This window comes from Streptomyces bambusae (assembly GCF_019400985.1).
GTDB lineage: Bacteria > Actinomycetota > Actinomycetes > Streptomycetales > Streptomycetaceae > Streptomyces > Streptomyces bambusae_A.
The window spans coordinates 1-12,609 of record NZ_WTFF01000220.1; the positions used below are offsets into that span (position 1 = coordinate 1).

General features: G+C 72.9%; 12 protein-coding genes. 5 read left to right on the top strand and 7 right to left on the bottom strand.

Translation table 11 applies throughout. The annotated features are described in order from the left end of the window. The 3 genes from GPJ59_RS25395 to GPJ59_RS25405 all read right to left on the bottom strand — a co-directional run. Window positions 1–935 (bottom strand): GAF domain-containing protein (locus GPJ59_RS25395; protein ID WP_219670017.1); only part of this gene is annotated, 935 nt, incomplete at its 3' end. A gap of 34 nt (window positions 936–969) precedes the next feature. Further along, window positions 970–2,346: an MFS transporter gene (locus GPJ59_RS25400; protein WP_219670018.1), complete on the bottom strand. Its 1,377-nt coding sequence runs from the start codon at window positions 2,344–2,346 to the stop codon at window positions 970–972. Window positions 2,347–2,552: 206 nt separating this feature from the next. Continuing rightward, entirely contained in the window at window positions 2,553–3,914 is a 1,362-nt protein-coding gene (locus tag GPJ59_RS25405; RefSeq protein WP_219670019.1) for an FAD-dependent oxidoreductase, read from the bottom strand. 176 nt (window positions 3,915–4,090) lie between these two features. On the opposite strand from GPJ59_RS25405, the gene GPJ59_RS25410 reads away from it, so the two are divergent. The 5 genes from GPJ59_RS25410 to GPJ59_RS25430 all read left to right on the top strand — a co-directional run bounded on the left by GPJ59_RS25410 (window position 4,091) and on the right by GPJ59_RS25430 (window position 7,970). Further along, the gene (locus GPJ59_RS25410; protein WP_308120483.1) at window positions 4,091–4,570 is read left to right on the top strand and encodes an amidohydrolase family protein; all 480 of its coding nucleotides are present in this window, start codon (window positions 4,091–4,093) and stop codon (window positions 4,568–4,570) included. Window positions 4,571–4,844: 274 nt separating this feature from the next. Then, window positions 4,845–5,447, top strand: coding sequence for a hypothetical protein (locus GPJ59_RS25415; protein WP_219670021.1), 603 nt, complete (start codon window positions 4,845–4,847; stop codon window positions 5,445–5,447). Window positions 5,448–5,571: 124 nt separating this feature from the next. Beyond that, window positions 5,572–6,042: a hypothetical protein gene (locus GPJ59_RS25420; protein WP_219670022.1), complete on the top strand. Its 471-nt coding sequence runs from the start codon at window positions 5,572–5,574 to the stop codon at window positions 6,040–6,042. Between the two features lie 127 nt (window positions 6,043–6,169). After that, the gene (locus GPJ59_RS25425; protein WP_219670028.1) at window positions 6,170–6,760 is read left to right on the top strand and encodes a hypothetical protein; all 591 of its coding nucleotides are present in this window, start codon (window positions 6,170–6,172) and stop codon (window positions 6,758–6,760) included. Between the two features lie 205 nt (window positions 6,761–6,965). After that, window positions 6,966–7,970 (top strand): serine/threonine-protein kinase, encoded by a 1,005-nt coding sequence (locus GPJ59_RS25430; protein ID WP_219670027.1) that lies wholly within the window; start codon window positions 6,966–6,968, stop codon window positions 7,968–7,970. Between the two features lie 117 nt (window positions 7,971–8,087). Here the strand turns inward: GPJ59_RS25430 and GPJ59_RS25435 are convergent, their stop codons facing one another. The 4 genes from GPJ59_RS25435 to GPJ59_RS25450 form a co-directional block, all read right to left on the bottom strand. Further along, window positions 8,088–8,318 carry a response regulator transcription factor gene (locus GPJ59_RS25435; protein WP_219670023.1) on the bottom strand — a complete coding sequence of 77 codons (231 nt, stop codon included), beginning with the start codon at window positions 8,316–8,318 and terminating at the stop codon, window positions 8,088–8,090. 165 nt (window positions 8,319–8,483) lie between these two features. After that, window positions 8,484–10,406 (bottom strand): SpoIIE family protein phosphatase, encoded by a 1,923-nt coding sequence (locus tag GPJ59_RS25440; protein WP_219670024.1) that lies wholly within the window; start codon window positions 10,404–10,406, stop codon window positions 8,484–8,486. 140 nt (window positions 10,407–10,546) lie between these two features. Further along, window positions 10,547–11,248, bottom strand: a complete 702-nt coding sequence (locus tag GPJ59_RS25445) for a 4'-phosphopantetheinyl transferase family protein (RefSeq protein WP_219670025.1) — start codon at window positions 11,246–11,248, stop codon at window positions 10,547–10,549. 12 nt (window positions 11,249–11,260) lie between these two features. Next, window positions 11,261–12,609: aminotransferase class I/II-fold pyridoxal phosphate-dependent enzyme (locus tag GPJ59_RS25450; protein ID WP_219670026.1), on the bottom strand; the 1,349-nt coding region annotated here is incomplete at its 5' end.

Below are 12,609 nucleotides of genomic sequence, written 5' to 3' on the forward strand. Positions count from 1 at the left end.
ACCAGGGTGGGGCAGCGCACCCGGGCGAGCTCCTCCCCGTCGGCGCCGTGCACGACCAGGCCGCCGCCCAGGATGCCCGCGATGTCCCGGGCCAGATCCCCGACCCCGCCGCCCCGCAGCACGAGGTCCATGAGCCGGTCGTGCGTCTCGGCGGCCCGGCTGATGGCCGCGCTCTGCGCACGGGCCGTCCGGTTCGCCGCATCGAGCTCGGCGAGCGCCGCCCGGGTCTCCTCCAGCCGCCGGGCGCTGTCGATGGCGATGGCCGCGTGGTCGGCGAGCGAGGCCAGCAGCGCGATGGCCTCCGGCGAGAACTCGCGCGGCGCCCGGTCCGCCGCGAACAGCACCCCGATGACCCGGGTACCCAGGCGCAGCGGCACCCCGAGGATCCCGCACAGCCCCTCCTCGGCCACCCCCTCGTCGATGGCCGGGACGTGCCGGAAACGGGTGTCCGTGCGGTAGTCGGTGCTCGCGTACGGGCGGGCGGTCTGCGCGACCAGCCCGCCCAGCCCGTCCCCCATCGCCAGCCGCAGCTGCTGGAAGGCGGCCGAGACGGAGCCCTCGGTGACCCGCATGTACGTGTCGCCGGCGGCCGGATCGTGCAGGGTGAGGTACGCGACGTCCGAACGGAGCAGCGTACGGGCCCGCCGGACGATGGCGCGCAGGACGGAGTCCAGATCGCGCAGCGCCGCGAGGTCGCCGGCGGTGTCGAACAGGGCCTCCAACTCGGCCTCACGCCGCCGGTGCTGACCGAGCGTCCGGTGCACCGTCAGCGCGACCTCGGTGGCCCGCGCGAGGAAGGCCAGCTCATCGGCGCAGGCGCCCGCCGCGCGGGCCTCCTCCGCGGGCCGGGCGAACTCCTCGGCGGCGCCGCCCCGGGCGAGCAGGTCCAGCAGCCGTCCCGCCGCGCGGGCGGCGGCGCCGTACGAGGTGTCCACGGTCGATCTCCCGACAAGGGTGGTCAAAGAGCGGTCAGGCGACGGAGTCGGCGACGGGCGCGGTGGCGCCGCGCCCGGTGCCGCCGGCAGCGGCGGCCGCCAGATCCCTGCCCCTGGTCTCCCGGGCGAGGAGCACGGTGACCGTGGTGACGACCGCCGCACCGCACAGGTAGACGGAGACCGGGACGGAGGAACCGTAGTCCTTCAGCAGCTCCACCGCGATGATCGGGGCGAGCGCCCCGGCCACGATCGAGGCCAGCTGCGACCCCATGGAGGCGCCCGAATACCGGACCTCGGTGTCGAACATCTCGGAGATGAATGCGGCCTGGGGCCCGTACATCGCGCCGTGCAGGAGCAGACCGGCGGTGACGGCCGCCACGATGACGGGGAAGGACCGGGTGTCCACCAGCGCGAAGAAGGCGAAGGCCCACACCGCCATGCCGGCCGAACCGACCAGGGTGACCGCGCGGCGGCCGATCCGGTCCGAGAGGGCACCCCACGCCGGAATCGCGGCGAAGTGGACGGCCGAGCCGATCAGCACGGCGTTCAGCGCACTGCTCTTCGGCAGGCCGAGGTGCACGGTGACGTACACGAGCAGGAAGGACGTCAGCACGTAGTAGGAGATGTTCTCACCGAACCGCACGCCGATCGCGGTGAGTACCTCCCGGCGGCTGCGCCGGAACACCTCCACCACCGGCGGCCGCTGCTCGGCACCGCCCGCCGCCGCTGCCTCCGCCCGCGCCCGGGCCGCCAGGAAGACCGGGGACTCCGCGACCGACAGCCGGATCCACAGCCCGATCACCACCAGCACGCCCGACAGCAGGAACGGGACCCGCCACCCCCAGGCGAGGAACGCCTCCTCGGACTGCACGGCCGCCAGCAGCGCCAGCACCCCGGTCGCCAGCAGATTGCCACCCGGCGCCCCGGCCTGCGGCCACGACGCCCAGAACCCCCGGTTCCGCTCCCCACCGTGCTCGGCCACGATCAGCACGGCCCCGCCCCACTCCCCGCCCAGCGCGAAGCCCTGCACGAGCCGCAACAGGGTCAGCAGCACCGGCGCCCCCACGCCGATCGTCCCGTAGGTGGGCAGCAACCCCATGGCAAAGGTGGCCCCGCCCATCATGACGAGGCTGACGACCAGCAGCTTCTTCCGCCCGAGCCGATCCCCGAAGTGCCCGAACACGACCCCGCCGAGGGGCCGCGCGAGGAACCCGATGGCGTACGTGATGAACGCGATGAGGGTCCCCACGAGCGGGTCGGAGGCGGGGAAGAACAGGGTGTTGAAGACGAGGGCGGCAGCCGACCCGTAGAGGAAGAAGTCGTACCACTCGACGGTGGTCCCGACGAGACTGGCGGCGACGATGCGCTTGATGCTGCCGGGCGTCGGTGAGGGTGTGGCAGAGGCGGCCATGAGTACCACTTCCGGAAGAGGGAGGGGACGATCCGATGTGGCCACACCATAGGAACGCCCAGGTCAGCCGCACATGTAGCGCGTCACCACACTTACCGCCCGAAGGGTGTGGACCTCACACACCCCGCCGTCCGATCCCGCCCGCTCCGACGCTTTGGGCGGCGACCACTCCGGCGGCCCTGGGCGGGCCGCCGGAATCGGGCCGGTCAGGCTTCGCTGGCGGTGAGCATGTCCTCGCGTTCCACGATCTTCACCCGCTCGCGGCCCTGCGGTTCGCCCAGGGCCTTTTCGGCCGCGTCCAGGCGGTACCAGCCCTCCCACGTGGTCCAGCGCACGCCGCGCTCGGTCAGGAACGCGTCGACGGCCTCCGGCGCCGGTGCGGTCGGGGTGAGCAGGCGGCCCTCCGCGTGGTCGGCGAGGAGGTTCGCCACGGTCTCGTTGGCATCGCCCTTGGTGTGCCCGATCAGACCGATCGGGCCGCGCCGGATCCAGCCGGTGACGTACGTCGACGGCATGTGCTGCCCCGCCTCGACCACCCGGCCGCCCTCGTCCGGGACGGTGCCCGACTCGACGTCCCAGGGGAGCTTGGGCAGTTCGTCGGAGAGGTAGCCCACGGCGCGGTAGACCGCCTGGACGTCCCACGTCGTGAACTCGCCCGTGCCCTTGACGTTGCCCGTGCCGTCGAGCGCCGTGCGCTCGGTGCGCAGGCCCACGACCTTGCCGTCCTCGCCGAGGACCTCGGCCGGCGACTCGAAGAAGTGCAGGAACAGCTTGTGCGGGCGGTCGCCGATGTCGCGGATCGCCCAGTTCTCCAGGGTTTTGGCGACCATGTCGGCCTGCTTGTTGGAGCGGCGGGTGTTGATCGAGCCCTCGTCGTAGTCGATGTCCTCGGGGTTGACGATGACCTCGATGTTGGGGGAGTGGTCGAGCTCGCGCAGCTCCATCGGGCTGAACTTGGCCTGGGCCGGGCCACGCCGGCCGAAGACGTGCACCTCCAGCGCCTTGTTGGCCTTGAGCCCGGCGTAGACGTTCGGCGGGATCTCGGTGGGCAGCAGCTCGTCCGCGGTTTTCGCGAGGATGCGGGCGACGTCCAGGGCGACGTTGCCGACGCCGAGCACCGCGACCTTCTCCGCTTCGAGCGGCCAGGTGCGCGGCACGTCCGGGTGGCCGTCGTACCAGGAGACGAAGTCGGCCGCGCCGTAGGAGCCGTCCAGCTCGACACCGGGGATGTCCAGCGCGCGGTCGGCGGTCGCGCCGGTCGAGAAGATGACGGCGTCGTAGAAGGAGTGCAGGTCGTCCAGCGAGACGTCGGTCGGGTAGTCGACGTTCCCGAAGAGGCGGACCTGCGGCTTGTCGAGCACCTGGTGCAGGGCCGTGATGATGCCCTTGATGCGCGGATGGTCCGGGGCGACGCCGTAGCGGATCAGACCGAAGGGGGCCGGCATTCGCTCGAACAGGTCGATGGACACACCCGGTTCGGCGGCAGCCTCGGACTTCAGCAGCGCGTCGGCGGCGTAGATCCCGGCGGGACCGGCACCGACGATGGCTACGCGCAGGGGGCGAGGCATGACAGTTTCCCTTCGAACGGCACAACGCGATCAAGGGAAACCCTAAACTGAGGCTTACCTTAGTCGGCACCCGGTCCCTGTTTATGACCCCATAAGCCGACCTTATGGCTTGCCTTAGCCCTCCTTTGGTCCGCGGACCGCGGGTGCACGGGGCCGGACGGGTGGAGTGCCGGGCGGTGGCGCTCGCGTGCGCCGGCGGTCGCTCCTACGCCGCCCCGCTCGCGGGCCCCGACGACCCCGCGGGGGCACGCGCCGAGGCCGTCCACGCCCTGGACGAGCTGGGCAGCGACGGTGTGACGGTCCTGTCCAACGCCTACGGGCGCTATCTCGGCGACCCGGACTTCGAGCCGCTCTGGGCCGAGCTGGACCCCCGGCTGCGGCCGGGCGGCGCCACGCCCGAGGACCTCCTGGCGGAGCTGCGGCGCTTCTGGTTCGACACCGCCTTCTGCGCGGGCCCCGCCTCGCTCCCCTCGCTCCTCGCCTTCGCTGCGCCCGGGCGCCTCCTGTACGGCAGCGACTTCCCGATGCTCCCCGAGGAGTGGTGCAGCGGCTACGACGACGGGCTGGACGGCTACCCGCACTGGGAGGACGGGCAGCTCCACGCCGTCCACCGCGGCAACGCCGAGCTCGTCGTCCCCCGCCTCGCGCGCGCCTGACGGCTGCGGCGCGGCGCCCCTCCGTGGGGCCGCTCTACAGGCGCGGGTTCGCCTTATAACTGCCGCTCCGGGGCGCGTCAAGCCCCGAGATTCCGGAACCTGACCGGGTCGTGCCCGCTGGGGCTTACTTGTGGTGCGGGCCTCACCGGAAAGAAAACGAGGCAGGGCGACAGGGACGGAAATCCTCCCCGAGGAATTCCTTCTCTCACCCGAACCGCACCGTCCGGGAATTCCGGGCGGGTCAATCATCACTTTCAATTGGTAGGAGAAAGCCATGAACCGCAAGATGGACACCAACGAGGTCATTCGCCCCAAGCGCCGGAACTTCCGCATCGCGACGCTGGTCGCCGCTGCTGCTGTGGCGACGGGAGGGGTCCTCCTTCCGGCGTCGATGGCGACGGCGGCCCCGATGCCCGACCACGTGGTCACCGCCCTCCCGGCCGACGGTGGCGCCGGAGGCAAGGGTGGCGCGGGCGGCAGCGGCGGTCTCGTCGGCGGCGGCGGCGGTTCCGGCGGTGCCGGTGGCGGCAGCGTCCTCGGCAAGGGCGGTAAGGGCGGCGACGGTGGGGCCGGCGGCGACGGGCTCCTGGCCGGCGGTGGCGGCGGCGGTGGCGGCGGTGGCGGCGAGGGCCGCATCGGTGGCGACGGCGGCGCCGGCGGCAAGGGCGGCTTCGGAGCCCTCGAAGGCGGCGAAGGCGGCGGCGGCGGTGCCGGCGGCGACGGCTGGGTGCAGGGCGGCAAGGGAGGCAAGGGCGGCGACGGCGGCTTCAGCATCCTCAAGGGCGGCAAGGGCGGAGACGGCGGCAAGGGCGGCTTCGGCGGCCTGATCGGCGGCCTCGGCGGTGACGCAGGTGCCGGTGGTGGCTCCATCTTCTGACCGGCCCACCCGGCCCTACGGGGTGGAGGCCTTCCGGGCCTCCACCCCCACCTCCTCCGCCTGTCCCCACCCCCTTCCCATCCATCTCTCAATCCCTCTTGATCACGGCAACGGAGAAACCCCCATGTTCACCAATTCCTGGCAGCGTCCGCTCATCCTGGCGGTGGCCTCCCTGGCCTTCGCCGCCGGCACCGCGGGCGTCTCGCAAGCCTCGGAGTCCCAGGCCATGAGCGGCATCAACTCCGCTGCCGCAGGCGACCACCCGGAGCCCTGCTTCAAGATCGGCAGGGGTGGCGAGGGCGGCAAGGGCGGAGAGGGCGGCAGGGGCGGCCAGCCCGGTCAGCCGGGTGAACCCGGCAAGCCCGGCCGCCCGGGGTGCCTGCGGTTCCACGACCTGCCCGACAAGAAGAAGTCCGAACTGACGGTGGTGGACAGGGTGTACATCGTCATGATGCTGACGGCCGACGACTCGGACGAGATGAAGGAGAAGATCTCCGAGAAGTACGACGTGCCGAAGGACGAGCTCGACACCTGGAAGAAGAACTACGAGGACGGCAACTGGATCGCCCTGATGGGCGGTGGTTTCCCCTTCTGAACCGAAAGCCTCGGGGAAAAGGGAGGCCGGCGGGACGACCCGCCGGCCTCCCGCTGACAAAAGGCGCCGGAAGCGGGCAGCTGGAACCGCTTCACGAAAAGGAAATCTCTCGGCAAGGGTGAATGTCATGCGTGTGCGTTCTTGGAAGTTCCGTCTCGGTCTCGTCATCTCCTCGACCGTGATCGGCGCCGGTGCGATGGCGTCGACGGCCACGGCGGCGCCGGCCCCGCAGAGCCAGGTGGCCGCGGCGGCCAACGCCCAGAACCTCGGCTCCCCGTTCGGTGACGGGAACGGCCGCTCGGGCGGGAACCGGCTCGGCGGCGGCAACCTGAACGTCGGCGAGGTCAAGGTGGGCAACGGCAGCGTCCAGGTCGGCAACCGGGTGTGCGCCGGCAACTGCGACGGAACGGTGAACGGCACCAACGGCGGCAAGGGCGGGGTCTGCGCCGGGCGGTGCAACGGCAGCGCCAACGGCGGCAACGGGGTCGACGGCGGGCCGGGCCGCAACGGCACGGACGGCGGCGCCGGCGGCATCTGCGTCGGGATCTGCCACGGCAGCGTCAACGGCGGCAACGGGGGCAACGGCGGCAACGCGCAGCCCGGCGGCGACGGCGGCAACGGTGGCAACGGTGGCGCGGGCGGCCTCTGCTACGGCGTCGGCTGCCAGACCAGCGGCCGCGGCGGCAACGGGGGCAACGGCGGCTCCGACTCCGACTGACCCTCACCCGCTGTGCAGCCGGGCCGGGCCTCACAGCCCGGCTCGCCGGCGTACCCTCCCCCTCCGCCTCCCCCTCGTGAACGGGCAGTCGTATGGATCACTCGATAGACTTTCAGGGACTGCTGGAGCGGCCCGCCGCGGGGACTTCGCGTCCGGGCCGGCACCGTCGCGTCGAGCGCGACCGTCGAGGACGGGCCTGATGGGCATGGCAACGGACCTGAGCGGGTATGCGGGTCGGCCCTCGGGCCTGGTGGGCAAGCAGATCGCCGGCTACCGGATCGAGCGCATGATCGGCCGCGGTGGCATGGCCGTGGTCTACTGCGCGAGGGACCTGCGCCTGGACCGTCCGGTCGCGCTCAAGCTGATCGCCCCGGAGCGGGCCCGCGACGACACCTTCCGGCGCCGTTTCACCCACGAGTCGCGGGTGGCCGCCGCGATCGACCACCCGCACATCGTGCCGATCTTCGAGGCCGGGGAGACCGACGGGGTCCTGTACATCGCCATGCGCTACGTCTCCGGCCGCGACCTGCGGGCCCTGCTGGACCAGGAGGGCCCGCTGCCCGTGGCGACCGCCCTGCGCATCGCCGGCCAGGTGGCGTCCGCCCTCGACGCGGCCCACGAGCACGACCTGGTGCACCGGGACGTCAAGCCCGGCAACATCCTGGTCGCCGCGGGCACCGACAGCGACCACCCCGAGCACATCTACCTCACCGACTTCGGTCTGACGAAGAAGTCGCTGTCGCTGAGCGGGTTCACCACCGCGGGCGAGTTCGTCGGCACGCTCGACTACATGGCGCCGGAACAGATCTCCGGGCGGCCGGTGGACGGCCGGTGCGACCTGTACAGCCTCGCCTGTGTCGTCTACGAGACCCTCGCCGGCGGGCCGCCCTTCGAGCGCGAGGAGGACGCGGCGCTGCTGTGGGCGCACCAGTTCGACCAGCCGCCCGCGCTGACGGAGCGGCGGCCCGACGTCGCGCCCGCCGCCGACGAGGTCATGGCCAAGGCCCTGGCGAAGGTGCCCGAGGACCGCTACGACTCCTGCCTGGAGTTCGTGGCGGCCCTGCGGGTGGCCACCGGCGTGTCCAAGCGTGTCGTCACGGCGTCCCAGGCGGACGCCGGGCGCCCGGGGCCGGCGGCGCGGGCGGCGCCGGCGCCGGAGCCCCCGGACTGGGCCCGGCCGGTCTTCCGCCGTCCGCCGGACGAGCCGTAGGCGCGCGTACGCGCGTACGCAGCCGGCCGTGGACGCGCGTACGCAGCACAGTGGTCCACGACCCGGTCGGGGGGTCGTGGACCACTGTGCTGCGTACGGGGCGGTTGCCGCCCGGTGTCACAGGCCCATGGAAATGGCCAGGCGGGTCATCTCCGCCGTGGTGTTGATGCCCAGCTTGGCCCGGATGCGGCGGAGGTAGGCGTCGACCGTGTGCTTGGACAGGCCCATGAGGCGCGCGGTCTGCAGGTAGGTGCACCCGGAGGCGATGTGTCGCAGGGCCTCCTGCTCGCGCGGGGCGAGGGAGGGGGTGGGGGCTTCGGCGAGCGGCGCGGTGAGGGTGATGCTCATGGGGACTACCTCCGACGAATCGGCCCGGTGATCCCTGCTCACGCCCTCGGAAGCAGGTGGGACATGTTCCTGAATGTCCCTTTTGTTCTCCTGCTGAAAAGCGTGCGCCCGCGACTTCATGAGGGTGTCCGCCGACTGTCACAGGCGTGTCACAGGGGCCCTCCGTCAGAAACCGACCAGGGACTGCTCCGCCCAGATGGTCTTGCCGACGGGGGCGTGCCGGGTGCCCCAGCGCTGGGCGAGCTGGGCGACCAGCAGCAGGCCCCGCCCGCCCTCGTCGAAGGTCCGGGCCCGCCGCATGTGCGGGGCGGTACTGCTCGCGTCGGAGACTTCGCAGATCAGAGTCGTGTTCTCGTGGATCAGCCGCAGCTGGATCGGCGGCCGGCCGTAGCGGATGGCATTGGTGACCAGTTCGCTGACCAGGAGCTCGGTGACGAACGAGGCCTCCTCCAGCCCCCAGGCCGTGAGCTGGTCGGTGGTGTTGCGGCGGGCCTGGGCCACGACGGACGGGTCGGAGGACAGGTCCCATACGACGACCTGGTCGGAGTGCAGGGCCCGGGTCCGGGCGACGAGCAGGGCGACGTCGTCGTCGGGCCGGTGGGTCAGCAGGGCCGTCAGCACACGGTCGCAGACCGAGTCCAGCGAGGTGGCGGGACGCGCGAGGGCCGCGAACATGGTGTCCAGGGCCTCGTCGATGTCGCGGTCGCGGACCTGGAGCAGACCGTCGGTGTAGAGGCCGAGCATGCTGCCCTCGGGCAGCTCGGCCTCGGCGGTCTCGAACGGCAGGCCCCCCAGACCCAGCGGCGGGCCGGCCGGAACGTCCAGCAGGTACACCGAGCCTTCCGGGGAGACCACGACGGGCGGGGGGTGCCCGGCCCGGGCGACGGTGCAGCGGCGGGTGACCGGGTCGTAGACCACGTACAGGCAGGTGGTGCCGATGCCCCCGGCGGCCCCGGAGACGTCCTGGTCGCCCTCGTCGGCGGACAGGTGGATGACGAGGTCGTCGAGGTAGGTGAGCAGCTCGTCGGGCGGCAGGTCGACGTCGGCCAGGGTGCGTACCGCGGTGCGCAGCCGGCCCATGGTGGCGGAGGCGCGGATGCCGTGGCCGACGACATCGCCCACGACCAGGGCCACCCGGGCACCCGACAGGGGGATCACGTCGAACCAGTCGCCGCCCACACCGGCCTCGCCACCCGCCGGCAGATAGCGGGAGGCGATCTCCAGGGCCGCCTGGTCGGGCAGCGAGTGCGGGAGCAGGCTGCGCTGCAGCGTCATCGTGGTGGTGTGCTCCCGGGTCTGCCGGCGCACGTGCTCGGCGACGGACTCGCCCCGGTCGGGACCCTGCCGGTCGCCCTCGGCCCCGGTCCGGTCGTGCGCGGCCAGGCACACGGCGTGCACCCGGCCGTCCGGGTCCCGCAAGGGGGCGAGCGAGATCACCCAGTGCCGCCGCGTGCCCCCGCCCGGAGGGCGGAGGAAGGCCTCCATGTCCTGCGGCTCACCGGTCTCCAACGCCACGCGCATCCTGCGCTCGGCCTCGTCGCTCGCCGGGTCCGGCGCGATCTCGGGCAGCCTCAGCCCGCGTATCTCGGTCTCGGTCAGGGTCAGCGTGCGCTCCATCCCCGCATTGGCCCGCACCAGCCGCAGGTCCGTGTCGAAGACGGCAAGGAGGCACGGCGACTGGGTGAACGCCGATTCCTGCAGGGACGCGTCCCAGGTGGTACGGGACGCACCCGGGACGGCGGACACCACGAACCACTTGGCGTTGCCGCCGGTGGACGTCCAGCGGTGCGCGAGCAGTGCCACGTCCAGCCGGCGGCCGTCCCGGTGCCGCAACGCCACGGTGCCGCTCCACCGCTGCTGCGCGGGCCGGATCCACTGCGCCGTGTCGTCGACGGCCTCGGCGAGCAGGTGGGCGGCGGGCATTCCCAGGGCCTCGGAGGGCAGGTAGCCGAGCAGCCGGGCGGCACCCTCGCTCCACTCGGTCACGAAGCCCTGCTCGCTGATGGTGGCCGTGGCCGTGTACGCCCGCGCGTGGGAGGCGTCCGTCGCCGCCGGCCGCTCACCAGGAGAGGTGGGAAGTCGCTCCATCGCCGCTCATCTCGCCCTCGCTCGTTCCCTTGCCGCTGTCCCACGGAACCTGCAGGGCCAGGGGCTCCACTCACCAGCATGATCCAGCGGGGCAAGGAGCACCAACGCAGTCCCGGGCGGCTCTGTCGCGAGGGGCCGGCTCAGGTGGCCTGCCCCGGGGAGGGGATCGCGAGGAGGGCCGGCTGGGCGGCCGGCTGCGCCAGGACGAGGGCGAGGACCGCCTCCCCCGCCTGCCACACCATCGCGCGGCGCGGTCCGCTGAGGACGGGCGGGCGCAGGCCGAGGATCACCACGCGGCGCGGGGCGCCGCCGAAGACCCCGTTCCGGTCGGCCTTGACCGCGGCCTCCTTCAGCGCCCAGGCGCCGGCCAGGACCTCGGGCCGGTCCCGACCGACCGTCCCGAGGAGGGAGAGCTCCTCGGGACAGAGGATGTAGTAGGCGACGCGGCGTACCGCGGCGGCCGAGGCGGTCTCGCACAGGTCCACCCCGACCGGTTGCGGGGAGACGGCTGCCGCCACGTGGCGGGCGGTGTGGCTGATGGAGAGGTGCACGTCGGGCGCCGGGCTGCCGCCGACGACGACGCACGGGCTGCCGTCCTCGCGCGGGAGGATCTCCACCTCGCGCGCCGGCACCGCGCGGACCTCGCCGACCAGGCGCTTGGCGAGCAGCCGGCCGGCCGTCCACTCGGCCTGCCGCCAGGCCGGCAGCGCCTGGACCACGCGCCGCTCGGCGGGTGACAGCAGCGGCTCCCGGTGGAGGTCGGCGCGCCGGGCCACGACGAGGCCGGCTCCGCCCCAGCGGTGCACTGGACCCGGTGCGATCGACCGGAAGGTGGTGTCCATGGCGGCGGGGGGTCAGGCGGCCGGGGCCGGGGCCGGGGCGGCCGTGTCCAGCTGCCGCAGCTCGTGCTCCAGCGTGGCCACGGTGCGACGGATCTGGTCGGGCGTGTGGTCGCGGGTGATGAAGAACCGCAGCCGGGCCAGCTCCTCGGGGACGGCCGGATAGAGGATCGGGTTGACGCTGATGCCCTGCTCGAACAGCGCCTGCGCCAGGCGCAGGGTCTTCAGCGAGTCCCCGACGATGCACGGGACGACCGGAGTGTCCTGGCTGCCCCCGATGTCGATGCCCGCGTCGCGCGCGAGGCGGACGAACAGCGCGGCGTTCTCCGCCAGCCGCGCCACGCGCTGCGGCTCGGCACGCAGCAGGCGCAGCGCGGCCAGCGACGCGGCGGTGTCGGCCGGGGTCATGCCGGCGCTGAAGATGAAGCCCGGCACGGTGTACCGGAGGTAGTCGACGACCGGGCGCTTCGCGGCGACGTAGCCACCGCAGCTCGCCAGCGCCTTGGACAGCGTGCCCGACCACAGGTCCACGTCCGAGCGGTCGATGCCGAAGTACTCGCCGATGCCGCGCCCCGTCGCGCCGATCGCTCCGATGCTGTGCGCCTCGTCGATCATCAGCAGTGCGCCGTGCCGGCGCTTGACCTCGACGAGGGCGGGCAGGTCGGCGATGTCGCCGTCCATGCTGTAGACGCCTTCGACGACGACGAGGACGCGCCGGTACTGGTGGCGGACCTGCCGCAGGATCGCGTCCAGCGCCGCCGCGTCGTTGTGGGGGAACGGGCGCCGGGTCGCGCCGGAGAGCTTGCACCCCTGCAGGATGCTGTCGTGGGACAGGGCGTCGTGGACGACCAGGTCCCCGGGGCCGACGAGGTGCCCGATCACGGTGACGTTGGTGGCGTGGCCGTTGGCCAGGGTGATCGCGTCCTCGCAGCCGAGATGGCCGGCGAGTTCGGCCTCCAGCTCCAGGTGCAGCGGCCGGCTGCCGGACAGCAGCCGGCTGGCGGACACCGAGGTGCCACAGCGGGCGATCGCCTCGCGGGCCGCCTCGGCCACCCGGGGGTCCGTCGCCATGCCCAGGTAGTTGTAGCTGGAGAACGACACGAGCTCGCGGCCGCTGATCACGGTCGTGTCCGTGATGCCGCCCTCGTGGACCAGGAAGTACGGGTTGCGCAGCCCCGTCCGGGCCAGCAGGGCGACGCGTTCGCCGTGCGCGGTGACCTCCGGGAAGCACTCGATCCGCGTGTACTCGTCCGGCAGCGCAGCGGCGTCGGAGGCGCACGGCCCGGACGCGTCCGCGGGCGGTTCGGCGATCGACGGGACCGAGGCCGGGGCGGCGGGCGGCGCCGCGGCGACCGGGGCGGCCG

Excerpts from the sequence above, each read along its gene's own strand:
- GPJ59_RS25415 (WP_219670021.1), top strand. The coding sequence starts at position 4,845 with ATGAACCGCAAGATGGACACCAACGAGGTCATTCGCCCCAAGCGCCGG.
- GPJ59_RS25405 (WP_219670019.1), bottom strand. The coding sequence starts at position 3,914 with ATGCCTCGCCCCCTGCGCGTAGCCATCGTCGGTGCCGGTCCCGCCGGG.
- GPJ59_RS25400 (WP_219670018.1), bottom strand. The coding sequence starts at position 2,346 with ATGGCCGCCTCTGCCACACCCTCACCGACGCCCGGCAGCATCAAGCGC.
- GPJ59_RS25430 (WP_219670027.1), top strand. The coding sequence starts at position 6,966 with ATGGCAACGGACCTGAGCGGGTATGCGGGTCGGCCCTCGGGCCTGGTG.
- GPJ59_RS25420 (WP_219670022.1), top strand. The coding sequence starts at position 5,572 with ATGTTCACCAATTCCTGGCAGCGTCCGCTCATCCTGGCGGTGGCCTCC.
- GPJ59_RS25435 (WP_219670023.1), bottom strand. The coding sequence starts at position 8,318 with ATGAGCATCACCCTCACCGCGCCGCTCGCCGAAGCCCCCACCCCCTCC.
- GPJ59_RS25445 (WP_219670025.1), bottom strand. The coding sequence starts at position 11,248 with ATGGACACCACCTTCCGGTCGATCGCACCGGGTCCAGTGCACCGCTGG.
- GPJ59_RS25440 (WP_219670024.1), bottom strand. The coding sequence starts at position 10,406 with ATGGAGCGACTTCCCACCTCTCCTGGTGAGCGGCCGGCGGCGACGGAC.
- GPJ59_RS25425 (WP_219670028.1), top strand. The coding sequence starts at position 6,170 with ATGCGTGTGCGTTCTTGGAAGTTCCGTCTCGGTCTCGTCATCTCCTCG.